21 protein-coding genes and 1 pseudogene are annotated in these 26618 nt (G+C 35.9%); 12 read left to right on the top strand and 10 right to left on the bottom strand.

The genetic code is table 11. The features are described from left to right. The 4 genes from HU235_RS11790 to HU235_RS11775 all read right to left on the bottom strand — a co-directional run. Positions 1-692, bottom strand: a 692-nt coding sequence (locus HU235_RS11790) for a LacI family DNA-binding transcriptional regulator (protein WP_174880339.1), incomplete at its 3' end; no start/stop codon positions are given. 523 nt (positions 693-1215) lie between these two features. Next, the gene (locus HU235_RS11785) at positions 1216-2106 is read right to left on the bottom strand and encodes a carbohydrate ABC transporter permease (protein WP_095300050.1); all 891 of its coding nucleotides are present in this window, start codon (positions 2104-2106) and stop codon (positions 1216-1218) included. A gap of 16 nt (positions 2107-2122) precedes the next feature. Then, a complete protein-coding gene (locus HU235_RS11780) occupies positions 2123-3001 on the bottom strand; it encodes a carbohydrate ABC transporter permease (protein WP_174880338.1) in 879 nt (292 codons plus the stop codon). Positions 3002-3169: 168 nt separating this feature from the next. After that, positions 3170-4477: an extracellular solute-binding protein gene (locus tag HU235_RS11775; RefSeq protein ID WP_095300048.1), complete on the bottom strand. Its 1308-nt coding sequence runs from the start codon at positions 4475-4477 to the stop codon at positions 3170-3172. Between the two features lie 263 nt (positions 4478-4740). On the opposite strand from HU235_RS11775, the gene HU235_RS11770 reads away from it, so the two are divergent. Beyond that, positions 4741-5118: a hypothetical protein gene (locus HU235_RS11770; RefSeq protein ID WP_174880337.1), complete on the top strand. Its 378-nt coding sequence runs from the start codon at positions 4741-4743 to the stop codon at positions 5116-5118. 137 nt (positions 5119-5255) lie between these two features. On the opposite strand, the gene HU235_RS11765 is transcribed toward HU235_RS11770, so the two are convergent. The 3 genes from HU235_RS11765 to rocF form a co-directional block, all read right to left on the bottom strand. Next, the gene (locus HU235_RS11765; protein ID WP_095300047.1) at positions 5256-7046 is read right to left on the bottom strand and encodes an ABC transporter ATP-binding protein; all 1791 of its coding nucleotides are present in this window, start codon (positions 7044-7046) and stop codon (positions 5256-5258) included. 551 nt (positions 7047-7597) lie between these two features. Next, positions 7598-8791 (bottom strand): ornithine--oxo-acid transaminase, encoded by a 1194-nt coding sequence (locus HU235_RS11760; RefSeq protein ID WP_095300046.1) that lies wholly within the window; start codon positions 8789-8791, stop codon positions 7598-7600. A 79-nt stretch (positions 8792-8870) separates the two neighbouring features. Next, entirely contained in the window at positions 8871-9773 is a 903-nt protein-coding gene (gene rocF / locus HU235_RS11755; protein WP_095300045.1) for an arginase, read from the bottom strand. Positions 9774-10059: 286 nt separating this feature from the next. On the opposite strand from rocF, the pseudogene HU235_RS11750 reads away from it, so the two are divergent. Continuing rightward, positions 10060-10843 (top strand): annotated as a pseudogene (locus HU235_RS11750) (formate/nitrite transporter family protein). A gap of 79 nt (positions 10844-10922) precedes the next feature. Here HU235_RS11750 and HU235_RS11745 read toward each other — a convergent pair. The 3 genes from HU235_RS11745 to HU235_RS11735 all read right to left on the bottom strand — a co-directional run bounded on the left by HU235_RS11745 (position 10923) and on the right by HU235_RS11735 (position 13274). Next, positions 10923-11387, bottom strand: a complete 465-nt coding sequence (locus HU235_RS11745) for an NUDIX domain-containing protein (protein WP_095300044.1) — start codon at positions 11385-11387, stop codon at positions 10923-10925. A 646-nt stretch (positions 11388-12033) separates the two neighbouring features. After that, positions 12034-12834 (bottom strand): CPBP family intramembrane glutamic endopeptidase, encoded by an 801-nt coding sequence (locus HU235_RS11740; protein ID WP_174880336.1) that lies wholly within the window; start codon positions 12832-12834, stop codon positions 12034-12036. Next, positions 12834-13274, bottom strand: a complete 441-nt coding sequence (locus tag HU235_RS11735) for a hypothetical protein (protein WP_095298645.1) — start codon at positions 13272-13274, stop codon at positions 12834-12836. Before HU235_RS11735 ends, HU235_RS11740 begins: the two co-directional genes overlap by 1 nt. Before the next feature lie 452 nt (positions 13275-13726). Between HU235_RS11735 and HU235_RS11730 the strand changes: the two genes are divergently transcribed. The 10 genes from HU235_RS11730 to HU235_RS11685 all read left to right on the top strand — a co-directional run bounded on the left by HU235_RS11730 (position 13727) and on the right by HU235_RS11685 (position 26491). Beyond that, the gene (locus tag HU235_RS11730; RefSeq protein WP_174880335.1) at positions 13727-14044 is read left to right on the top strand and encodes a hypothetical protein; all 318 of its coding nucleotides are present in this window, start codon (positions 13727-13729) and stop codon (positions 14042-14044) included. Continuing rightward, positions 14044-15306, top strand: a complete 1263-nt coding sequence (locus HU235_RS11725; RefSeq protein ID WP_174880334.1) for a glutathionylspermidine synthase family protein — start codon at positions 14044-14046, stop codon at positions 15304-15306. The genes HU235_RS11730 and HU235_RS11725 overlap by 1 nt, the downstream gene beginning before the upstream one ends. Positions 15307-15310: 4 nt before the next feature. Next, positions 15311-15715: a DUF350 domain-containing protein gene (locus HU235_RS11720; RefSeq protein WP_095298652.1), complete on the top strand. Its 405-nt coding sequence runs from the start codon at positions 15311-15313 to the stop codon at positions 15713-15715. A gap of 483 nt (positions 15716-16198) precedes the next feature. After that, complete coding sequence (locus tag HU235_RS11715; RefSeq protein WP_174880333.1) at positions 16199-17482, top strand: ABC transporter substrate-binding protein; 1284 nt, start codon at positions 16199-16201, stop codon at positions 17480-17482. Positions 17483-17552: 70 nt separating this feature from the next. Continuing rightward, entirely contained in the window at positions 17553-18527 is a 975-nt protein-coding gene (locus HU235_RS11710; RefSeq protein ID WP_095298656.1) for a carbohydrate ABC transporter permease, read from the top strand. Then, on the top strand, positions 18524-19366 hold the full coding sequence (locus HU235_RS11705; protein WP_095298657.1) for a carbohydrate ABC transporter permease: 843 nt from the start codon (positions 18524-18526) through the stop codon (positions 19364-19366). Before HU235_RS11710 ends, HU235_RS11705 begins: the two co-directional genes overlap by 4 nt. Positions 19367-19890: 524 nt before the next feature. Continuing rightward, on the top strand, positions 19891-20904 hold the full coding sequence (locus HU235_RS11700; RefSeq protein ID WP_095298660.1) for a LacI family DNA-binding transcriptional regulator: 1014 nt from the start codon (positions 19891-19893) through the stop codon (positions 20902-20904). Positions 20905-21105: 201 nt separating this feature from the next. Next, positions 21106-22449: a GH1 family beta-glucosidase gene (locus HU235_RS11695; protein WP_174880332.1), complete on the top strand. Its 1344-nt coding sequence runs from the start codon at positions 21106-21108 to the stop codon at positions 22447-22449. A 310-nt stretch (positions 22450-22759) separates the two neighbouring features. Then, the gene (locus HU235_RS11690) at positions 22760-23242 is read left to right on the top strand and encodes a hypothetical protein (RefSeq protein ID WP_095298664.1); all 483 of its coding nucleotides are present in this window, start codon (positions 22760-22762) and stop codon (positions 23240-23242) included. A 486-nt stretch (positions 23243-23728) separates the two neighbouring features. Beyond that, on the top strand, positions 23729-26491 hold the full coding sequence (locus HU235_RS11685; protein ID WP_174880331.1) for a dynamin family protein: 2763 nt from the start codon (positions 23729-23731) through the stop codon (positions 26489-26491). The last annotated feature ends 127 nt before the right edge of the window (positions 26492-26618 follow it).

The raw sequence follows: 26618 nt of genomic DNA, 5'->3' as shown, positions 1-26618 counted from the left end.
GTATGTAATACATCAATATACTCACTTTCTTTAATAATAATTGGAGGATGACTTACATGGGCTTCATTTAATCCCTCTAGAAATCCCGCTAATCGTTCCTCCTGTGTATAGATATTTGACCGTCCTGAATATGCTAAAGGCGGGCAAAGATAAATAAACCGTTGATAGTTCTTGCTTATTATGTATTTTGTCGCATCCTTCATTGCTTGCCGCTCCTGAATCCCAACATACTCCCACTCATCAGATATATAATTAAAAATAGTTAAGATTGGAACATGAAATTTTTTCAAATACGCATCAAACGATTTTCGTTTATTGACCGAAAATAGAATGATACCGTCTACTTTTCGATTAACTAGATATTCAATGCATTGCCTCTCATTTTCAGGATTTTTATCTGTTAACGTAATATAAACAAAATAACCTAATTCTCTCGCTTTTAGCTCGATTGCATTTAACAATTGGGCAAACGAGCGATTATATAAGTCAAATAAGACAACTCCTATCGTTAACGTCTTTCCTATGACAAGACTTCTTGCTGTATAATCTGGTCTGTAATTCATTTCCTTTGCAACTTGAAGAACCTTTTTACGTGTTTTTTCGCTTATCCCCTTTCGATTATTCAAAGCTCTGTCCACTGTACCTAAGGAAACACCACATATTTGCGCAATATCTTTTATGGTTACTTTCATTCTCACACCTGCTTTCGTGACGAATATTCTAAATTGAAATTTTCGTATCATTACTAAAACTAACTAACAATTTATTTTATTCCAATAAGGCATGATTATCTTTTAGCTACCCCTACTGTTAAATAATCATGTACAAGACTTTAATCAATATCAATCATCTAAATCACTTACCTTCTACTACTATTTTGAAATGAAAAGACTTATTACAAGTAAACGAGAAAAAACTATGACAGTAATGAATATTTGTTCATACTGACATAGTTATTTTCTTTCAATGAATAACGAAAAAAGCTTTATTTCTACTCGTTTTATTTGAAATGGTGGTAAATTTAGGGGCTTCAACTATAATTCATATTTAATTATATTGTTATTAAAGAGGAGAGATTTTGAAGAAGAAATAACCTGTTATATTTGTTGATAATTGGGGCTACAAATTTATTAAATTGATAAAAAACAAATAAGACAGATAGGAATATCTCTTCAAAAAGTGAAAACGTTTCTATCTGTCTTTTTATTTTCATCATTACCCCTTTACAGAACCTGCTGCCATCCCTTCAACAATCTTATCACTTAAGAAGATGAAGATAATTAAAATTGGGACAATACTAATAACGAGAGTTGCACCAATTGCACCCCAGTCCGTTAAATATTGACCAACGAAGTTATTAATCCCTACCGTTAATGTTTTCCATTTGTCAGAGCTAATAAATGTATTAACAAAAACGAATTCATTCCAGTTGTAAATCATGTTAATGATCGCTGTTGTTGAGATTACTGGGACTGTCATTGGTAGCGTAATTTGGAAGAAAATTCGGTGAACCGAGCAACCGTCCATAACCGCTGCTTCCTCAATTTCACGTGGAAACGTTTTATAAAAGCCTAGTAAAATCATAATCGTTAACGGCAAATTAAATGCCGTATAGGACAATACAATTGAGATAGGGTTATCAATTAAATTTGCATTGTTATACATTTTAAACAAAGGAATTAATGTTGAATGCAGTGGAATCATATAAGCAACTAAAAATAATCCGAGAACAGGACCACTTAGTTTCCAATGCATTCTTGTAACAGCAAATGTAACGAAACTAGCAAGAATAATTGTAAGAACAACAGATATGACCGTAATCCAAACACTATTAAAAAAGTAAACTCCAATATTTCCTGAAGTCCAAGCCTTCGTATAGTTTTCCCATTGTGGATTTTGCGGCAAAGCAAAAGGCGACATACCAAATACTTCTTGATTCGTTTTTAAAGAAAAGAATACTAGCCAAATTAATGGGTAGATTTGAATAATAGCAAATACCCCTAATATGAGATAAAGAAATCCAAATCCGATTCTGTTCAAGTAAGATTTCTTCGTATTATTGGGTACGGAAAGCTCAGTTGTCTTTTGTGTCATCACCTTACTCATCTTGTTTCACTCCCCCTTAATATTGAACATCTTCATTAGATTTCGTAAATTTTGAAGTTAACCAAGTCATTAGAAGACAAATCACTAATAGCCCAAAGCCGATTGCACTACCATAGCCAAAGTTATTCAATTTAAACGCTTCCTTGTACATATATGAAGCGATCACTTCACTTGCACCGTTTGGTCCGCCACCAGTCATGACATAAATTAAATCAAAATATTTCAATGAACCAACAACCGCAAGCATAATCGTTACTTTAAATACACCAGAAATGAGTGGTAATTTAATTTGAAACGCAATTTGCAATGGGTTTGCACCATCAATTTTAGCTGCTTCAATTACCTCATTAGGTACATTTTTTAATGCAGCATAGTAAATCAAAATATAAAACCCTGCATATTGCCAAATAATTGGGATGAAAATTGCATAGAGGGCAACCTTCGGATCAGCTAACCAAACTGGTAAATTTTCTACTCCAAAGAATTCAAGGAGCTTATTGGCCATCCCGTTTGTAGGGTCAAATATTTTCATCCACAGCTGGGCAATGGCAACAGATGATAAAAGCATCGGTATTAAATAAATTTTCCGTAATAAATCAGAGCCTTTAATATTGCTAACTAATACGAGGGAAACCGCTAAGTATAGCAACAAGCTAATCGTTGAGAAAATGGCTAATAGAAAAGAATGCCATGTACTTGTCCAGAAGGTTGAATCCTTAATTAAATTGACATAATTCTCAAACCCTATAAATTTCATTTCACCAATTCCATCCCAATCCATAAAACCATAATAACCTGATAATACAATCGGAATATAGATAAGGACTAGAATGAGAAGTAAAGCAGGAAGTGTATAAAGGGCGATAACTAACTTATTCGACATTACATTTTTCATGGTTGTTTAGTCCCCTTCCTTTCTATACGAAAGAGGGTGACTCAAAAGGGTCTGACCCTCCCAACAAACACCAGTATATAGTAAACTAACCTTCATTAGTCTATATATTTTGTGTTTGAGGGGTCTGAACCTTTGGTTTTGAGCCACCCTCCTTCCTAAGCATTGTGATTATTCCTCTTCAGCAAGAGCCTCTTCTTGAGTTTTTGCAAAATCTTTAGGAGTTGTCTGTCCACCAAATAATGATTGAATTTGATTTAAGTGAACATCTGCAACACCTGCTGACATTTGAACATCGGCATAAAGTGTAAGATTTGTAGCTTTACCTAAATCATTCAAAATATCAATATACATTTGGTCAAGGTCACCGTTAGATGTATCAACGACTGTTGCAGGAATTACACCAGCATCAACAACAGAACGCTTACCCCATTCTTCAACTAAGTAAGAAACAAATGCCTTCGCTTCTTCTTTTACTTTTGAATTTTCAGATACGAATAATCCAACACCAGGACCACCTACGTAGCTGTCAATGTTTCCTTTTCCACCTTCATAAGTAGGGAACTTGAAGTAACCAACTTTATCTTTAAATTCCTGAGCAACATCAGGACTTGTCGTATAGTTTGGTAATTCCCAAGTCGCCATTAAGTACATAGCTGCTTGTTCATTCATAAAGTATCCTTTTGCTTCATCGTTTGATAAGCCATTAAATCCTTTAACAAAAGCACCCATATCAACAAGTTTTTTGATTTCCTCTGCAGCTTGAACTAAAGCAGGGTCTTCAAAGCTTCCAGTACGATTAATCGCTTTATTTAATGCTTCAGGTCCACCAATACGATCTGCTAGATACATATACCACATAGAACCTGTCCAACGGTCTTTGTTTCCTAAAGTAATTGGAGTTACACCATTGTCTACAAGTGTTTCAACTACTTTTAAAAATTCATCATATGTTTTTGGAACTTCTAAGTTGTGCTTTTCAAAGATTTCTTTATTGTAATACACTGGAGTGATATTTAATTCAAGAGGTAATGCATATGTCTTATCCTCAACTGAAAATGCATCAAGAGTACCAGCAACGAATTGATCCTCTTTAATGATATCGTCTAAAGGTGTAAACATATTTCCTTCAACGAAAGGCTTCATATAACCAGCAGCCCAAGTGATTCCGACATCTGGAAGTTCGTTTGAAGCAGACAATACTTTAATTTTTTCTTTGTATTGTTCGTTACCAAGGATTTCTGTTTGAATATCGATATCAGGATTTTCCTTTTCATATGCAGTGATTATGTCTTCAACAATTGTAAATTGAGCATTTGAGCTCCCTTCAGGCCATAAATGCATCATGTTAATTACTGTTTTGTCCCCACTTGCTTCACCTGATGCTTTTGAATCATCAGAACCTGAAGAACACCCGCCTAAGATTAACCCACCAACTAATGCCAATGACATCATAGCGGAAAACGTTTTCTTTTTCATTAACCATGCCCCCCTAATATTTGTTTTTGTCTTGCCTTGCAGAATAAAGTATAGCACTGGAAGCGTATCCAAAAAAGGGAGCTATGATTGGGAAAAATACCACTTTTTTTAGAAAGCCCTTTCATATTTCATTTTGATACGTAATTTGTTTGAAGCTCTAGGATTAATTTTGCATGAATCGCGTGAACCTTACCTTACTAACCTTTTCACTATTGCTGATATTAGCTTATAATTACTTTAGTAGAATGAAAAGAGTTGATACGATGAATAAAACTAGGGATAAACATATTTGGATTGAAGCCGAAGAGTGGGCAGACGGCGAATGGGATATCGAGGATACCAATCTTGATGTAATCGTAACATTTTCCGACCGTTCTAAATATATTGCTAGTTTTTTTACTTATAAAAATATCGAAAGCCTTCGGGAGAAAAACGAGCAAACAGGCGCATGGATGAGTGGAACTTATTTTTGGGCAAGCGATATGGTACTTATAGAAACTGCAAGTCGGGAACGCATTTATGAATTGATTGAATACCTTATTGAACATAATGAATTTGCATCTGTTTTTACACAATCATCTGATGTTGATTCCGAAGATGACCATCTTTATCCAAAAGGGTTTTTTAAGGATTGCCGCTAGATTTATTCTCTTTAAGTCTCAATGATTGAGTGAAAGGCCAAGAAATAAGCGTATGTCCATTCACACGCTTATTTCTCAATCATTCTATTCATTTTCTAACAGAAAGATTAGATAGAATAACAATTCCCTTTCTCAAATTATGCCTGTAATTGCTTCAATTTATAAAATTCACCTTTTAGGCTAATAAGTTCTTCAAAGCTTCCTTCTTCAACACATGTTCCATTTTTCATGACGATAATTCGGTCAGCATCACGAATTGTTGAAAGACGATGGGCAACAATGAAGGTTGTCCTTCCCTTTATCAGCTTTTGAATCGCTTGTTGAACACGATATTCAGATACATTATCAAGTGCAGATGTTGCTTCATCTAAAAGAATAATTTGTGGATCACGAATAATGGCTCTTGCAATGGCGATCCGTTGTCTTTGTCCACCTGATAGCTTTCCACCATGCTCACCAATCATCGTATCTAGTCCATTCGGCATTTCTGCTATTACATCCTGAAGATTTGCCATCTCAATGACTTCCTGTATTCGTTCCTCCGATACATTTGGCATCCCATATGTAATATTATCGCGAATCGAACCAGAGAATAAAATCGTATTTTGCGGAACAACTGCGAGCCTGCGACGATATGTTTGCATATGAACATCATCAAATGGTACATCATCAATTAATAGTTGACCTTCATTTGGGCGGTAGAATCCTAACACCATACTTAAAACGGTCGATTTTCCAGCACCAGAGGCGCCAACTAATGCGACACATTCTCCTGCCTTTACTTCAAGATTTAATTGATTTAACACGTGTTTATTCGAGTCCGCATAATGAAAGTTCACATTTTCAAAGGTAATTTTCCCTTTAATGTTCGCTAATTTCTTTTTCCCTTGGTATTCAACAGTTTGCGTTGAAAATAACACTTCTGATACAGAGATGATTGACTCATATCCTTTAGCAAGCTGTGGGTAAATATTAATAATTTGATTGATTGACATTAAGATTGTTGTGAAAAAGCCTTGGTACATCACAACATCACCAACTGTTATTTGCCCATTATAAGCAAGGATAGCTGTAAACACTAAACAGAACATTTGAAACAGCTGGAAGACTACCCATCCTGTAGCTCCGAAATAAGCCTCAGATATGTCTAGCTTATACCCTTTTCCCTTTAGGTTAGAAAGAGTTGAATCCGTCTTTTTAATTTCAAGATCCTCTAAGCCATGGGCACGTGTTACAGGAATCATTGTCAACGTTTCAGCTACCTGTCCTGACATTGATTCAATTTGCTTCCGGAACTCGTTATTCTTTTTCTGTAAATTTCGTTTAAATAGGTAGACTAATAATAGCGCAATCGGGATCATTAACACAAAAAATAACGCTACTAATAAGTTTTTGCTCACAGTAACACCAATTGCGACAACAACGCTAGTTAACGCCGCTGAAAAGGAATACATAATTTGCTTTGATAAAAACTCAATGCTTTCAACATCTCTTAATACCTTTGATTGAAGCTTCCCTGAACGGAGCTCACTATGATAGGATATCGATAAATGTTGAAGCTTCCTTACCAATGTGCTTCTTAAGCCTGCCTCAACATGACGTGAAGCTTTGCTTAGAAAGCTAATATGTAGCAGCTGTGAAGGAATATTTTGAATAATAACAAATGCGACAACTGCTAAATTAATCCATAGCTCCTGTAGTGAATGCCTTTCAGGATTGCTAGCAATATCAATCATATTAGCTGTTATAATCGGAATAATCCATACTGGTGAATGCTTGATCAAAAAGAAGAAAAATGATAAAGCAATGTTATGGAATTGCCCTTTATACAGGATATATAATGTTTTAAATGCCCCTTCTACCTTTCCCGGACCATTTTTAAATCGTTGTTCAAAATCGAACGATTCCTGGATGTGTTTCTTCGCCATCTTGTTGCCCTCCCCTTAAACATTGACCTTTGTAATTGCAATAGACTTGTTTCGAAAACTTTGTTGCCTTTTATTAATGATGCTTACCTCATGCAGCGTCCGGCGAGTGGGTGGTGAGCATCCTAACTACGCACCATCCAACAAATACATCCCGCAGTACGCTCCACTTACCCTTTACAATGTTTATGAAAACAACAATATTTCGTTAAAGTGCCTATCCATAAAATCCTATGCTTACTTACAGTCAATGCTATAATTTTATCAAATCGTAACTAACAATTAAGTTATCGATTAGTTTATCTCCTATTCTATTATGCTATCGCTTTCAAGTCAATTAGGAAATATAAAATCAAAACTCCAATTTGTTTAAAATGGCTGTACTAATATTCCTTAGCATCTTCTAGATTTTCACTAAATTAATACGATTCGGTATCTTATTAATGTCGTGAAATTAGTTTAAACTCGTATTTTTACAAAAAACGCTCTTGTTTCAACATAATAAAAAGCTCTCTAAGTCTAGCTTAAAGAGCCAAAAAGCAATAATACATTTATTAAAATACTTGATTAATTTTCTCTATCGCGATATCAATTTCTGCTTTTGTGATGATTAATGGAGGAGCAAAGCGAATAACCGTTTCATGTGTTTCCTTACATAAAATTCCTAAATCCTTTAATTTTTCACAGTAAGGTCTAGCTGCTTCCGTTAATTCTAATCCGATAAACAAGCCTTTGCCCCGGACTTCCTTTATACAAGGGTGGGTCATTTCTTTTAAACGGTTTAAAAAATATTCCCCGAGCTCTAATGATTTATCGACAAGCTCCTCTTCTATCATAACATCAATCGCCGCAATCGAAACCGCACATGCAAGAGGGTTACCTCCAAATGTTGAGCCGTGTGATCCCGGATTAAATACATGTAAAATATCGCGGTTGGCCACAACACATGAAATAGGCATAACACCTCCACCCAATGCTTTACCGAGAATATACATATCTGGGACGACCTGCTCCCAATCACAAGCAAATAATTTTCCCGTTCGTCCAAGCCCTGTTTGGATTTCATCAGCTACAAATAAAACCCTTTGCGACTTACAAATGGAGTACGCTTCTTTTAAATAGCCGTCTGGTGGAATAATGATCCCTGCTTCACCTTGGATTGGTTCAAGGATAAATCCTGCTGTGTTTGGTGTAATCGCTGCTTTTAAAGCATCACAATCACCATAAGGAATTCGTTTTATTCCTGGTAGCATTGGTCCGAAGCCTTTTCGATACTCCTCCTCAGATGAAAGGGAAATTGCCGCTAATGTCCGTCCATGAAAATTCCCAGCACATACAATGATTTCAGCTTGATTTTCTGCAATTCCTTTCACCTGATAACCCCAGCGTCTTATCGCTTTAATCGCCGTTTCAACTGCTTCTGCTCCAGTATTCATAGGTAAAACCATTTCTTTATTCGTCAGCTGACTAACCCGTTCATACCAAGCTCCTAATTGATCATGGTGAAATGCTCTTGACGAGAGTGTCACTAAATCCGCTTGCCTTTTAAGCGCTTCGATAATTTTTGGGTGGCGATGACCTTGATTTACGGCAGAATACGCACTTAGCATATCAATATATTTGTTCCCTTCAGGATCTTTCACCCAAATTCCTTCTGCCTCGGAAATGACGATTGGTAAGGGCTGATAATTATTGGCTCCATACTGCTCAGTTTTTTTAATTATTTTTTCTGACTCAAGATTGTTCATTGAAACCTCCTTATGTTCATCATTCCTACTAATCTGTTATTCTTCGATAATCAATAGGAGTAATCAAATCATGGACATTTTATAGTAATCTTTCACCAAACAAAGATCCCATTAGCTCTACTGCTACTGTTGCCGTTTTATTTCGTTCATCAATGATCGGATTTACTTCAACAAACTCGGCAGATGTGATCATTTTTGCTTCTGCTAAAATTTCCATTGCTAAATGACTTTCACGGTAACTTATCCCACCAAGGACAGGTGTTCCTACACCAGGGGCATCGCTTGGATCAAGTCCATCTAAATCAAGTGATAGGTGGACACCGTCTGTTTTATCTTTTAAGTAGGATACCGTTTCCTCCATAACCTTTGCCATCCCCATTCGGTCAATTTCATGCATTGTAAAAACTTTAATTCCTTTTTCACGTATTAAAATTTTTTCTCCATCATCTAATGAACGTGCCCCGATAATGACAATGTTTTCTGGTTTGATTTTTGGTGAGTATCCACCAATATGTTTTAAATCGGCATGGCCAATCCCAATGCTCACTGCTAGAGGCATTCCGTGAATATTGCCTGATGGAGATGTTTCACTCGTATTTAAATCACCATGTGCATCATACCAAATGACCCCAAGGTTTTGATAATGCTTCGATACCCCTGCAAGCGTTCCAATGGCAATGCTATGATCACCACCTAATATGAGTGGAAAATCACCTGCTGAAACAACTTGATCGACAGCCTCTGCAAGCTTTGTATTAGCTTTTACAACTGCCTTTAAATATTTTAAATTATCATCTGAAGCTTCCTCATCTTTTCCAGGTCTACCAATTTCAATATCACCTTTATCATGGATTTGATAGCTTAGCTTTTCTAACCGTTCAACAACACCTGCATATCTAATTGCACTTGGCCCCATGTCAACTCCACGACGAGATTGTCCTAAATCCATGGGAACTCCAATTATTGAGATTTTTTTCTTCATTTTCTACACCTCATTTAATTAGAATGTTATAAAAATAGGGTATTTTTGAACGAAATATTCTTATGTATTAGTTCTTTTAGGAAAGTCTATTCTCCTTTATTTTGCATTAGGTAGACTCATTTTTTCTTCATAGAAACAGAAGGATCGAGCTATTTAATAAAAGCTGCTAGACAATCTTAGAGGTTAAAGCTCTAGTAAAAGGTAAAAAGCAGTGATATTTCTCACGGGTAGCTACAAGCTTATTTTGTAAACTATCGATATAGAAACATCAATCGGAGTGAGGTTTATGGAAAAGGATGCACTAATTTTAGTTGAGCAACTTGCGTTTAAAAAACAAAAAAGCTATATGCAAAGCCCTTTCCGCTATTTATTACGAGCTATGCTTGCAAGTATGTTTATCGGTTTTGGTGTTATTGTTGCGTTTAAAACAGGAAACTTTTTCTTCATGGAGCATTCCCCACTCGCTTACCCTATTGGGGCTTTAACCTTTGGTGCAGCAATTATTTTAATTGTTTATGGTGGCGGGGACTTATTTACCGGGAATACATTTTATTTTTCCTATACCGCATTTAGAAAAAAACTCGGCTGGCTAGAGGTGCTAAAGCTATGGTTGTTAAGCTATGCTGGAAATATCATTGGCGCCTGCTTTTTCGCGTTTTTTATTTTCCAGACGGGTCTTTTTTCAGATCCGTCAACAAATAGCTTTCTTTTAACGGTTGCAAACAATAAAGTTCATTTATCAACATCAGAGTTATTTTTTAGAGGTATCTTATGTAATTGGCTAGTTTGCTTAGCATTTTTCATCCCAATGAGACTTGAAGGTGATGGTGCAAAATTATTTACGATGATGCTTTTTGTGTTTTGCTTCTTCATTTCAGGGTATGAGCATAGCATTGCGAATATGTGTACATTCTCGGGTTGCCTTTGTCTCAAATCCACCAGATAGCTTTACTCTAGCAGGTGTGTTTCATAACCTTATACCGGTGACATTAGGAAATGTAATTGGCGGTGGTGTATTGATGGGCTGGATGTATGATTATGTAAACAAGCCGAATTTTGAGGAAAAATGAAGGAGACAAACTTTTAACATATATGTAGGAACAAAGAACGTTCAACTACACGTTCTTTGTTTTCATTTTATAGAAATCATTAATTTATATCTCCTAAATATACAGGAGACTTCACATGCTGCAAATAGTGAAGGAGATGCTTTGTTATACCTTTAGGATATACCCTATATTGAGAGAGAGAATGAATTGGGATCCATTCAATTCCTACTTGATGACTATCAGGATTAATCGCATGTTTATAACTAGTTAAATCATTGTTTAGATGACAAACAAAATAAAATTCAACTTGATGAAAATCAAAATCAAATGAAGCATGCTCATGATTTTTTCCAATATACTCACGAATATGTAGGAGCTCGCCAACCTCTACTCTCTGGCCCACTTCCTCCATGCACTCTCTTATTAACGCCTGATGAATCGTCTCACCATGCTCCTGACCACCGCCAGGAAAAAGGAAAAAGAATCCATCCTCGTCTTGATTTTTTGTTAATAATACCTTTTCCTCATGAATAATAATTGCTTTTGCAGAATTTCGAATATGCATAGTACACCCCCAAATTCCCTATTATACTATTTTTTTCATTGTCACATTTCCCTTAATTCATTTCCTACAAAAAAGAGGTTGGGACAAAAGATTTTCAACATAAGAAAAATCCGAACTATAATTCGGAATTCTGCATTAAACTTCGTGTCTTTTTTTAAGTGGCAATACTTGTATACATTGTTGCTTTTTACTTGTAGTCGTTCTGGTTGATTTCCACTGCAGTACTCGCTTTCCGCAGGGTGGGTGGTGAGCCTCCTTGGTGTAAATCTGCTTAGGTCTCACCTCTCCTACGCATCCCGCAGGAGTCTCGCAATCAGCTCCAATCAACCTTAATAAAGTTTGCACCAAAAACCGACCTCTTCGTAAAGAGTCTTTTCTTTTATAGTTTTTTGCAATAAGCAACGTTCGGTTTTCATTAGAAATATTTTCGTTATGCCCCAGTCTCGATGCTTGCAAAATGGAAGAAGCCGAAGAACACATCTATTGTTTAAGTGCTTGGGATCAACTCAGATGAAGAAAAAGTAGCTTTGGACAATTTCAATTCTAGGCAATGACGTAACGTCAATGTCAACAAGATAATCAATTATTTATTATTTCACTTGAAAATTAAGTATATTTTTCAATTTTCTCTCAAAACCCTCCAAATTTAGATACGAAAGATAAATCCGCTAAATACCATTCCGAGATTGATTAAAAAATGCCAAATGATACTAGGAATTAGACTTTTTGAGCGCATCACAATACCCGCGAAGAAAATGCCGCCAAATGAAAAGAGGATAGATGGGATTAACGGGATGCCGATTGAAATATGCTGCAAGCCAAAGCCGATGCTTGTGATAATCAATGCAAAATAATCATCGACGCTATCTTTAAGCTGTGATAGCAAATACCCTCGCCAAATAATTTCCTCGAGAATCGCATTTATAAGTGAAAATCCAATTGCAAACAATAGAAGTCCTTTTAAAGTATTAAAATCATGCTTAATAATAAAAGGGATAAACACAATGGAATTTATGAGCATTGCCATGATGAGAAAGTACTTTATTTGTAGGCTGTGAAAGCCACTCCATATAAAAGGGAAATAAATCGTTGCATGCCAATCCGGCTTATGCAAATAGTGAAACCGATGCTTGAAAAATCGTGAGTTAATCATCAAGCAAAAGATGATGAACAGTAATAAAATTCGATTAAAAAGGATTCTTGCTTCATCACCATCAAGTAATTGTGTAAGCAACAAGGCTGCAGCTCTATAAAGGAGAAATCCAATCAAAAAAGCTGAAACGGTCGCAATTAGTTTTCGGTTCCCTTTTTTAAGATAGATGAAAATCATCATTAGGGAAAGTGGAACTATCCCCCAAAAGAATGAGTAGGAGATACACAGAATACCTACTAAAAAAACTAGCCCTAATAAAAGATTTGCTTTATCTGTAAATTTATACATTCCCATCATGTTCTCGTCATATAAAGTACATATGTAGAACGATCTTCATCTATTTCAGCAGATACTTTTTCGTATTCCTTATCATCGATCCATAAATAATCATTGCCAATAAGGGATAAAGCTTCTTCATGGGAATATAAATCATATGTATAAAGGAGTGGTGATTCCTTGTATTCTTGGTATTCTCTTACTTCTAATGTTACGTGAGAATACGTTTTTGCATCTGAAAATGAATATTCATCAGTCTCTTCCTCTACATAAATAACATAGTATTCATCCTCAAGACTTGATGATGTTTTGTGGTAGACGATATTATTTTTTATAAAATAATCACATAATCGTCTACAGAATATTTCAGATGGGTCTGTAAAATCGTAATGATATAAAGCTGGGTAGCCCTTCATCTCATCATTTAAGCGGTACTCTAATTTATAATTTTTTTTCATAATATCCTCCAAGGTTATATGTATAATTTACTTTCTGATAGGCCTTCTTAACTATTTATTGTAAATCTCTCTTTATTAAAAACGGTAAAAACGAACAAGTGATGATAGGTCGTATGGGTTCATGATGATAATAGGTCTTATCGACCATATGTGGAAAACTAATCCACATATGGAAGTTTCACTATATTTCTACTATACTACGTTTATGATGATTTTTGAGGCAGAATTTTTGAAGTGTAAATGTTTGTGTCTAGCTATGTCACTAAAGCAAAGTGTTTTCGCAGCTTTTTTTATGTTTGTCGTTTACGATGAGTATCGCAACGCTCCAAAGGGTGAGGAACCATAGAAATTACTTCTGCGTTTTACGGTGGATAATCTTGTATCTCTTTAAAAGGGCTATGCATACATATCTACTTGTTACAATAATGTGTGTTGGTAAGGAGGCAGATTGATTGAATAAGACTAATTTTTTAATTTCAGGTATACTTGCTGCTACAGTGATGACAACTGGTTGTCAGGATAAGGATTTACCACCACCTCCAGATGACAATGATTGTGATGACTGGGAATGGGAAGCAGATGAAGGTGTTTGGGAATGTGATGATGATACTTCCTCCCACTATGGACACTATTATTATGGCGGAAAATATTATTCCTCTAAAAGCAGCTTAACATCAAGCTCCTCGTATAAAAACTATAAGACTAGCAGCTCCTTTAAAGGAGGAAAATCTGGCTTTGGTTCTGGAGCGAGTGGGGGCTTTGGTGGCTAATGTTGCAGTCAGTGTCGATAGAAGAGCATCGGAGGAAGCGGCAAGAAGTTTATAGCAAACTCGATTCCTTCTGGCAGGATTTACATGATAGTGAATATGGGTTATTTGACATTGCTTTATTGGAAAAATCGGAAATTGAGGAAATCCGTTTAGTAACGAAAAGAGTCGGTCGGATTTTTTTTAAGGTAGGTCAATTGCTAAGAAATGTTCCTGACGAATTATTACTTCAATTAGATATTCCAAAAGATATCTTACCATTTATTCGTCATCGGGCATTACCGGTAGAAACAGTTATAGCGAGAGTTGATTTGGTGCAAACAAAACATGGTTTCAAATTGCTTGAAATAAATAGTGATACACCAACATTTGAAAAGGAAGTTTTCTATGCCAATGGGAAGTTATGTCAGGCTTTTCAAGCAGAGGATCCTAATGACGGTTTAGTTGCAAAGCTTGGCATAGAAATGCGAAAGGCGCTAGCAGAAGTTCTTCATGTTGCGAAAATAAAAAAAGAACCACATATTGTCTTTACATCTCACGATGACCATGAGGAAGACAAGTTTACGACAAAGTTTTTAATGGATGTAGCAAATGTCAAAGCAAAGTATGTCCCATTACATAAGCTAACGATCATTAGAAATGAAGGATTGTATGATGATGAAGGGAAGCGAATTGATGTCCTTTATCGGCAAACATATCCTTTAGAGCATTTAATTGAAGATGTGACAGCAGATGCAACTGAAAAAATTGGCCTCCAATTATTAGAATTAGTGATTTCAAACAAACTTCAAATGTTAAATCCTATCTCAGCGTTTCTTTTACAATCAAAGGCGATCCAAGCATTGATTTGGGGGATGATGGAAGCGAATCACCCGCTATTTACAGATGAAGAAAAACAGTGGATTACCGCTTATTTTTTGCCGACCTATCTAGAGCCTGATCCCTTCCTGCAAAACGGTAAGAAATATGTACAAAAACCGAGCTTTGGTCGAGAGGGAGATACAGTGTCCATTTTGCAAGGGAATAGGAAGCTAATGGAAGATGTTCATAAAACATATGAAACTTCCTTACCCGTTTTTCAAGAATACATTGATTTGCCATCTAAAGAGATATATACGATACATGGGAAAAAAGAAGCGAAAATATTAATCGGTAGTTTCTTAATAAATGGTGAGCCTTGTGGCATTGGTTTAAGAGCAGGCGGGCAAATTACAGATAATAATGCATATTTTTTACCAATAGGATTAAAATTGGAAAGGAACTGAGTATATGACATTTTTAAATTTATTTTTGTCGACGATTTCGTATATTGGCTTAGCATGTTTGCTATTATTCATTGGTATCATTTTATTTGAGGTTACGACGAAAAACAAAGAGTTTGAATTGATTAAAAATGGAAATAAAGCAGCAGTATATGCTTTTGGTGGAAGAATTTTAGGTCTAGCAATCGTTCTATATTCATCCATTTCCAATTCTATAAATCTCTATGATATGGTTATCTGGGGCGCCATTGCGATCGTTATTCAAATTGTCTTATTTTATTTAGCGGAATTATTAACTCCTAAGTTTAATATTACGAAAGCAATCGATGATAACAATCAAGCAGTTGGATTATTCCTTCTGTTTCTCTCAATTGCGATCGGATTAGTTATTGCTGCATCACTTACGTATTAATTTATTTCTAATAATTTCATAGAATATGAGTGGATATGAAGGGTGACTCAAAAGGATCTGCCCCCTCTAACAAACACTAATATATAGTAAACTAACCACATCATTAGTCTATATATATTGTTTGAGGGGTCTGAACTTTGCTTTTGAGTCATCCTTTTTTTCTGTGGAGAAAACAGTTCAATAACGTGAAAAATCACGAATTTAGTCGATGTTTACGAAACCGGTTTATTTATTTTTGTAAATACTGGTTGATTTTTCTGAAATACGAGGATATAATTTGTATTGAAAACGGTTACCCTTCCATTTTAGGGTGGAAACTTCCATTGTAAATGGAAACCGATTTCCGTAATCGTTTATAGATTCATAACTTGAGATTATATTTCTACAAAACTTAATTTCATTTATGGGGGTGCTACTTTAGCAAATTAAGCATGCGGTCAAGGATTCATTCGGATTACTTTGAAAACATAAGGGGGAGAAAAAATGAAAAGGATAAAAAAGTGGTTATCATTGGGATTGGTAGTAGTGCTTGCTTTTGCACTTGCAGCATGTAACAACAAAGAAAGCGGTGGCAAAGGCTCTGATGAGCAAATTGAGTTAAACTTCTGGTCATTCGGGGCAACAGGCTATGACAAGCTAATTGAGGAATATGAAAAAGAACATCCTAACATAAAAATTAAATTCAAAACTTCTGAAACAGCCGATCATCATGATGCATTATTTACGGCATTATCAGCAGGAAGTGGTGCTCCTGATATTGCGCTTTTAGAGCTAGACCAATTAGATCGTTTCAAAGCGGCGCAAGACCGTTTCAATAACTTATATGACTTAGGTGCGAAAGATGTCCAAGACAAATACCTTGAATGGAAATGGGATGGTGGAGCAAACCTTGATGGTGACTTCTTAATCGGTCTTCCAACAGATATTGGTCCTAAAGCATTATACTATCGTACAGATGTTTTTGAAGCAGCAGGTTTACCAACTGAACCAGAAGAAGTTGAAAAGCTAATTAGTTCACCAGAAGCATTTGTTGAAGCAGCGAAAACAGTAAAAGAGAAAACTGGAAAACCATTTGTCGACACAATTGAAATGGCATATCGTGCATATTTGGATACTGCTGAAGAAGCATACTTGAACCCAGAAGGTGAACTTATCGCTGATAAAGAAGGCAGCGAAGTGAAAAAGGCTTATGATTTTGCTGCTGAATTATGGGAAAAAGGCTATGTTGGACCAGCTGAAATGTGGTCTCCTGAATGGAGCAACGGTGTGAAAAACGGTGACTTTGCGGTGGCGTTGGGTGCTGGTTGGTTTAAAGGTTGGTTAAAAGACAATGCTCCTGAAGCATCAGGAAAGTTCAGAGTAGCAAACTTACCTGAAGAATTCGCAGCAAACTGGGGAGGTTCTTACCTTTCTATACCAAAAGAAACTGAGCATGCACAGGAAGCATATGACTTCATTGAATGGTTAGTAGCACCTGAACAACAATTAAAATCATTCCAAGATGCTGGATTATTCCCATCTGCTGTTGAAGTCTATGATATGGAAGAATTCAAATCAATGGAAGATGAATTCTTTGGAGGACAAGTTTCATCTGTTGTGTTTGCAAAAGCAGCACAAGATATCCAAGGATTACCTTTCAAAGGTGAGAAATACTTCCCAGTTCATGAAGCAATTACAAATGGGTTACTGAATGTTCAAACTGGTAAAGACCCAGAAAAAGAATGGGAAGCTGGCATTAAGAAAGCAAAAGATTTATTAAGTAGATAATTAAACTCTTGGGGTATGGGTTCCTTGGTGATTCCATACCCTACTTTTGAAAAAGGAACGGGGAGTGAAAATGAACTCAATAAAGGAAAAGGAAGTTAAACAAAATCTTGCATCCGTGAAAAATACGAAACAGAAAAAACAACTTTCTGAAGAAAAGAAAGATATGATATCTGGGTATCTATATATAGCGCCATTCTTTATCATATTTGCTATTGTAGGACTTTATCCAGCTTTATTCAGTATTTATTTAGCCTTCCAAAAGTGGAATGGTCTAGCTCCAATGGAATTTGTAGGACTTGATAACTTTGTTGTTGTTTTAACCGATCCATTATTTTGGAAATCAATTTATAACACAATAATTATTGGTTTAATGGGTACTGCTCCTCAATTAGTTGTAGGGATTATTTTAGCCTACTTATTAAATTTATCGTTCCTCAAGTTTCGAAATTTCTTCAGAGTAACGATCTTCATGCCATATATCACGTCAATGGTTGCTGTAGCCCTTATCTTTAGCGTGTTATTTAGTAATAGTGAATCTTCAATAGCGAACTATGTGATTGGCCTATTCGGCTTTGAACCTGTTAGCTGGCAAGCATCTGAGTGGGGAACAAAGATTGCCATCTCAATCATGGTATTTTGGAGATGGGTTGGTTATAACACGATTATCTATTTAGCGGGAATACAAAGTATTTCAAATGATTTATATGAGGCTGCAACAATTGATGGGGCAAATAAATTTCAACAGCTCATCCATATTACGATGCCGCTGTTAAAACCATTTATTGTTTTAAATGTGTTCTTTTCAACTGTTGGAGCACTACAACTATTTGCTGAACCAACAGTATTCTTAGGAGCGAATGCATTCTCAAGGGAAGAAGCAATGACAGTTGTTATGTACTTATATCGTGATGCATTTAGTCTTCAATCATTCGGTACTGCATCAGCTACTGCATTGATTTTATTAGTTATCATCATTATTTTCTCGGCCGTTAATACGTATCTTACTTCTGGTGCGGGTAAAAAGCGGAAGGAGGCAAAGTTATGAGTCAAGAGGTCGGAGTAAAGAAAAATTCAATAAGTCGAATTTTTATCTATTTATTCTTAACGGTATCTGCGGTCTTATCGATGTTTCCGTTTTATTGGATGTTTGTCATGGCGACAAGACCAAGTTCCGCTTATAATTCTATTCCTCCTACGATAACGCCAGGAAATTTGCTTGTAGAAAATTTTCAAAAGGTTCTTGAGCAAATAGATTTTTTCGGGGCAATGTGGAATACAATTATACTTTGTACAACAGTTACATTAGTAGTTTTGTTAATTAGCTCGTTAGCTGGATTTGCGTTTGCGAAATTCAAGTTTCCGGGGAAAAACATACTTTTCCTTTCTATTTTATTAACGCTTGTCATTCCGCCTCAATTGGGGTTAATACCACAATATTACTTAATTTCGAAAGCGGGATTATTGGATACTTTACAAGGAGTTATGGTTCTATCATTTCTTAATCCATTAGGGATTTTCTTAATGCGTCAATATGTTAGCAACTCTGTACCAGATGAGCTAATCGAAGCCGCTAAGCTTGATGGCTGCTCAAACTTTAGAATCTATCGCAGCATTGTTTTACCTATTATTCTACCAGCCTTTGCAACTTTAGGAATTATCGTCTTCACTGCTGTTTGGGGAGAATTCCTATGGCAATTTACGGTTCTCAGAGACCCAGATATGTATACGATTCAGGTTGCACTGGCATCATTAAGCACTGGTTATAAAGTGGACTTCGGTATGATTTTATCTGGTGTATTCTGGGCAACTGTACCATTGATTATTATTTTCTTATTCTTTAACAGATTGTTTATCTCAAGTATTACTGAAGGTGCAGTTAAATAGAAAAGCGGAAACGACTGGTCAGCCCCGACAAGCATAAGACGCGAAAGAAATGAAGGTGTACTTTACCTTCAATTCTTTCGCGGCTTATGACCTCGAGGGGCTAGGAGTTGGAGCTAGACAAGAAGAAAAGCGGAAACGACTGTTCAGCCCCGACAAGCGCAAGACGCGAAAGAAATGAAGGTGTACTCTACCTTCAATTCTTTCGTGGCTTATGACCTCGAGGGGCTAGGAGTTGGAGCTAGACAAGAAGAAAAGCGGAAACGACTGTTCAGCCCCGACAAGCATAAGACGCAAAAGAAATGAAGGTGCAGTTTACCTTCAGTTCTTTCGTGGCTTGTGACCTCGAGGGGCTAGGCTCAGAAGCTAGACAAGGTAGAAAAGCGTAAGTGCCTCTAACAGCGACGTATAAACTGGTGGAATACTTCCTTACCTGATAATGACAAAAATAGAATTGAAGGAACCATGATTTATTAGTAATCTAATTTTAAATGAAAAACTATTACGAAGGCATAGAAGGGATCACAATGAATTTAACAATAAAAGATATAGCAAAAATGGCGGGTGTATCCCCAGCAACGGTTTCAAAAATTATTAATAACTATAGTGGCATAAGTGAGAAAACAAAGAAAAAGGTAATGGATATAATCGGTGAAACCGGGTACCAGCCGACCTTTTCTGCGAAAGCACTTGCTACAAAAAAGTCAAATTTGATTGGATTAATATATGCCGGCAAGGTAAATGTAGATTTTACCCATCCATTTTTTAATGAGGTTGTGACTTCATTTAAAAAGACGATTGGAAAATTAGGTTACGATATTATCATGTTTTCAAATGAACGGTTTTATCAGGATAATGGGAGCTATTTGGCAAGATGCAGGCATTTTCATGTTGACGGATGTTTGATTATCGCTGGTGAGGAAATAGAGGATGCTATCTATGAATTAGATGAAACAGACATTCCTTGTATAGGGATCGACTTAAAGCTTCATGGGCCAATGTCAAGCTATGTCATGACAGATAATATTACACTATCAAGTAAGGTGGTTCAGCATCTTTATCTTCATGCGATAAGAGATATTGGCTATATAGGTGGCAAACAAGATTCTGCGATTGCAATCTATCGCGAGCAAGGATATCTTCAAGCAATGAATTCACTTGGGCTTGAAATTAATAAAGACTGGGTACAATATGGAGATTTTCATGAAGAAAGCGGCTATGAAGCAATGAAACGAATCCTTCAATCGAAAACATATCCGGAAGCAATTTTTGCAGCATCAGATATGATGGCATTTGGAGCGATTCGTGCAATTAAGGAAAGTGGAATGCGTGTCCCACAGGATATAAGAGTTATAGGCTGTGATGATATTGATGCTTGCCGATATAGCGCACCACAGCTTACGACGATTAAACAGGATAAAGATCGCCTCGGTCGATTAGCAGCAAATATGCTAAATGATTTAATTAACGGAAAATCACAATTAAGTCCAGTGTTTATTGACTCAGAGTTAATCATAAGAGAATCATGTGGTAGTAAATAAGATTGATTTGATTAAAAAAAGGCTCTTTTTTAAAATAATGCTTCTTAAGCTACACTATGGAAAATTGATAGAAATGTAAGAGTGACTGTTGTGGGAATCAACCAAAACGACAACTCATATAAAGCAACATAGTTTACGAAAACAATCTTAAAAATAGAGAAACGACGTTGTGATAACAGACAGAATTAGTGAGGGATTATGATGGCAATTATAAAATTTCCAAAAGAGATGAGATGGGGAGCTGCAACAGCTGCATACCAAATTGAGGGTGCGGCAAAGGAAGATGGAAGAGGGTTATCGATTTGGGATACCTTTTCACATACTCCAGGAAAAGTATTAAATGGGGATAATGGTGATGTAGCGTGTGATAGCTATCATCGCTATCATGAGGATATCCAATTAATGAAGGAACTCGGAATTGATATTTATCGATTCTCAATATCCTGGCCACGAGTTTTTCCAGCTGGAACAGGGGAGGTCAATGAAAAAGGGTTGCAATATTATCATGATTTCGTTGATGCATTAATCGAAAATGGCATCGAGCCAATGTGTACGTTATATCATTGGGATCTTCCACAGGCTCTTCAAGATACAGGTGGCTGGGCTAATCGTGAAACAATTGAGGCGTTTGCAGAATATGCAGAGTTCATGTTTCAGCAGTTTAATGGAAAAATAAAAAAATGGATTACCTTAAATGAACCATGGTGTGTTTCCTTTTTATCAAACTATATAGGAGCACATGCCCCGGGAAATAAAGACTTACAATTAGCTTTGACTATTTCACATCATCTCCTTCTTGCGCATGGTAAAGCAGTCGCACGCTTTCGAAAATTAGATGTGGAAGGTGAAATTGGATATGCACCAAATATGGAATGGTATGAGCCATTCAGTTCAAAACAGGAAGATATTGATGCATGTAACCGAGCGCTTGCATATTTTATTGAATGGTTTATGGACCCGGTATTTAAAGGGAGCTATCCAGAGTTTATGGTCGATTGGTTCAAGAAAAAAGGTGCGGTATTAACAATTGAAGATGGCGATATGGAGACGATTCATCAGCCAATCGACTTTTTAGGAATTAATTTTTATACAGGGTTTGTTGGACGCTATAAAGAAGGAGAAGATCTTTTTGACCTTGAAAGAATTGATATCGGGTTTGAAAAAACAGATTTCAATTGGAATATTTACCCTGAAGGATTTTATAAAGCATTAACAAAGGTGAAAGATCAATATGGAGCGATTCCAATTTATATTACTGAAAATGGAGCTTGTTATAATGACGGGGTCGAAAATGGTCGGGTGAAGGACACGAAGAGAATTGACTACTTAAAACAGCATTTAACATCATTAAAGAGAAGCATTGATGCTGGAGTCAATGTTAAAGGCTACTTAACATGGTCATTAATGGACAATTTTGAATGGGCTGAAGGGTATGACAAACGATTTGGCATTATCCACGTTGATTTTAATACATTAGAAAGAACGAAAAAAGATAGTTATTACTGGTACAAGCATATGATAAGTAACGGCTGGTTTGATATGTAACCAATTTGGGGACAGTCCCCAATGTGTTCTATTAAAGGATATTGCTCTTATTATAACTGAAGGCAATGTTAATTATTCGGGAAGCACGCTTAAAATATCTCCATTTTATACTGTTTATTAACGCTAAGGAAAAAAGCAAAATCACGTCTCAATAGGCGTGATTTTTTTATATTGAATTTCCGGTCAAGAAGCAATTTTCATTTTATTAGAATGGAATTGGAAGTGATTGTAAATAATAAGAAAACAGTGCCTGAGAGAAAATAGAAAGGGATGTTACATTCATAAAAGAAATACGAAAGAATAGGAAGCAATGACTATGACAAGTAAAATTGAGGCGATTTTTTGGAGTATAGCATTACCAGGTTTTGCACAAATATTAAATGGAAAGTATGCAAAAGGTTTCCTTTTTGTAATTTTAGAATTTATTGTTAATGTGAATAGCAACTTTAATTTAGCGATTATGGCCAGTTTCTTAGGGGATATGGAGCGTGCTTTTCAAGTTGTAAATTTCCAATGGCTGATGTTTTATCCTTGTTTATATATGTTTGCGATGTGGGATGCATTTAAAGATGCGGAAGGGGAAGCCTCGCCATATTCGTTTTTTCCGTTCGTTTTTGGGGCATATTTTATTACAGTCGGACTTATGTATTCACCTAAATTTAAAATAAATGGCGTTAGCTTAGGGCCGGTTTTTCTCCCCATGCTTTCACTCGTGCCAGGATTAATTATCGGCTTTATTATTTGGAGTATTTTAAATCGTATAAATAAAAATAAAAAAGCTAAATCACCCTAAAAAAACCAGTACCTTTAACGAATTGTGTATGAAGGAATTGGTTTTTTTATTTTTATTATTAATGATAAAGCGTATAATACTGAAATTAGTCTAAAATACTCTATTTTTAAATAAGATATTCGAGGATACTACAAAATATAGCAATTAAATTTTAAGGAAATAGATGAAAATACAACTCGTATTTCTGTTAAAATAAACCAAAGAGCACCTTCTTTTGATTTTGGCTGTTTTTGTAAACTTTGTTGCTTTTTATTCGTAGTCGTTTTGGTTGATTTTCGCTTCAGTGCTCGCTTTCCCCGGGGTGATGTACATCTCCGTATAAACACCTGTGGGGTCTCACCTATTCCACACATCTAAGCATAAAAATCGCACTAAAGCTCCAATCACCCTTAACATTGTTTATAAAAACAACAATATTTTAGAATAAAGAATGATTTTGGGCTTTGGAAAACAGGCTATTATTTATATATTTGCAGGAGGAATTCCATGACAAACACAAAACAACTCATCGATAAAACCTTTTATGAGACGTTTTTAACAGATGTAGAGCAAGGAGTACCAACTGCTCAGCTGTTAGGTCAAGTATATTTTACGGAACAAAATAAAGAGGATAGCTTTGATCTATCCTTTATTCGATATGCTCAAGGGGAAATTTATTACCAATATCAAGATTATGAAGCAGCAATATTTAAGTGGGAAAATATTGATAATGAACTAAAGCCATGGGCTGACAAGAACATCGGGGATGCTTATTATCGATTAGGCCTGCTTTCGGCGGCAGAAGAAAAATATCTAGCGATTGCAACTGATGATGTACCATTGAAAATAGAGGTTGCTCTAAAATTGTTTACCCTTTATCAAGAAATAGATAAATATGAGAATGCATATGAAACGATAAAAAATGCTATTTTGCTAGACCCAGATTATCCTCAGCTTACGAAGATTGCGCGGAGCTTTTATGAGGAAAGACATGACATGGAGAATGCAGTCACACTTGCTGTGAAGGAATCCGTTCGGACTGAGAGGGAAGAGTGGTTTTCGGTTCTGATTACATATGTAAAGGCTGGGGATACGAAGCAGTTCCAGCCCGAGTTCTTTGCAGAAGCACTTCTAACCTTTTATGAGGTTGATAAACACTCATTCGTCCAATTCGTAACTGCGTTGTGGAACAGTTATCAAAATACTGATTTCTATTTAATTTGGTTACGAACTGTGAATGATTTGTTCTATTCTGTAAAGGTAGATATCGAGGAATTTCAATGGGATGAAATGGTCGAACTCTTTGAAAATACGTTTATTGAATTAACAAAAGGTGATTATTACTTAAATGAATTACATGATGTGATTCCGAATTTAATCGCTAATTGGTTAACATTATCAAAGCCTGAAAATGGGTTATTCCCATCAGCAACAGTTTTAGCGTGGAATGAACTATTTCCTGGGACTGTGCTTCCAGATGCAGTGTATAAAGCAGAGGGAATTATTTTTGATGCGGAAAATAATGAGAGCGGGCTAGAGAAGGCGATCATTTTATTTGACACGATTTGTGAATGGGCAGAAAAGCATGCGATTGAGGTTGATTATAAGCTTCGCTGGTGGCTTGAGGAGCTTATTCATCCACAATTAAAGAATCATTTCTTACTTGCAGGAAAAGCTGGAAGCGGAAAAACAACGTTTATCCATTCATTATTAGGAGAACAGCTGTTCAAGGGGAGTACAACATCATTCGTTATTCTTCAAGACGGTGATGAGCTCCAAATGAAACGAATTACAGGAACAGATGAACAAGACATTCAAAATAGCCAATATTTACAAAACTTTATGAACAGCCAAAAAAACGAGCTGTTCCAAGTGAAACGTCCTTGTATTTTATTACATGAGCAGCAATGTGCAATCATTGATACTCCGCCGATTAATATCGATAGTGAGTCACGAAAGCTCTTGTTAGATCAATTGCTTTTAGTTGATGGGCTGCTTTATGTCATCGACAGTGCGACTTCATTATCTGAGAGAGAAGTCGATTTCTTAAGCCAAGTGAAAAACTTTGCTCCAGAACTTAAAGTGCATTTTATTTTAAATAAAGCTGATTTAATTCCTAGTGATGCCGATACACAACAGCGTATGGCAGAAATAAAAGCGACTATTGCTAGCATCTATCCGGATGCAGATGTGTTACCATATACATCACTTCACCCATTTGGAGAGCAATTTACTAGGTTGAATAGCTACCTAACAACACATTTTCCATATGATGTTAAACAAAAGCAAGTGACCCGGGCAGCAAAAGTACAAACACTTGTCCGCAATTTATTGGCAGACTTATTGCAAAAACGAGTTGATATGGAAAAAGGTTTAATTGATTTGATTCAATGGAATGAAGAATTATTAGGAAGATTAAAAGGATTTACAAATAGACTTTCAGACATCCAGCAGGAAAAAGCACAGGCTATTGCTAACTCTTATCGGGCATTAATTGACGAAGGCAAAGAAGAGCTTAAAGAGACGATACCAAAATTATTAAAAGAAGCTGCTGATTTAATTAAGGAAGAAAGTGACTTTAAACGAATTCATATCACGCTGAATGATCATATGAATGCGACTCTTAAGGAATACTTTGAGGGAATATTCCTTCCAAGCATGTGTGATAAGTTCGAAAATTGGGTAAAGGGCTCACATGATGAATTGCTTAATAGTCAATCTTATTTAATTGACATGAAAGAAAGCTTTAATGAAATTTATCAAATCGATAAGCTAAAATTAGATTGTAAATTTGCGATATTGGAAGATTGGCGTCGTGATATTAATCGGATGACAGGTCGTATCATGTATGAAAAAGAAAACATTCTTCTTAAGAAAACACCTGCACAAATGCTTTTAAAAGGCGCAGGAAAGCTTTTCGGTGCTATCAACCAAAACAAAGCGATGCTAGTAAACCAATATCGAAAATATGTTGAGCATGAAACATATGAAGATGTCATAGATTCGATTACAAATAAAGTATTTTTACCATTTTCATTATTTGAAAAAGGAATAAATCAAGATATTGCTTCATTTTTCCGGGAACCAATTCAAGAAGTAGACGATGTCATTAAGGAAATCGAAGCAGAGATTGCTAATGGAAAACATGAATTAAATGAAATGAAGGTTTCCCCACAATTCTTTTACGATCCGTTAAAGCTTTTTGAAGTGAATTTATTGCAACAGGAGTTTATGCTCCAAGCGAAAAAGGATTATAGTAGAAGTTTGTAATGAAATATGATGGAAGGGGCTGGTCGTTATAGACCAGTCCTTTTTTTAATTCGATTTTAAAGGGTGAGGCGATCTTTGAATTAAAAACAACAAAATGTTAGAAAAGAGTTAAAGCTAAAGATTAATT

It is taken from the genome of Metabacillus niabensis (genome assembly GCF_902829255.1).
GTDB classification, from domain to species: Bacteria; Bacillota; Bacilli; order Bacillales; family Bacillaceae; genus Metabacillus; species Metabacillus niabensis.
Note: the sequence above shows the minus strand (reverse complement) of the source record. Positions and strands in the feature narration are given on the sequence as shown.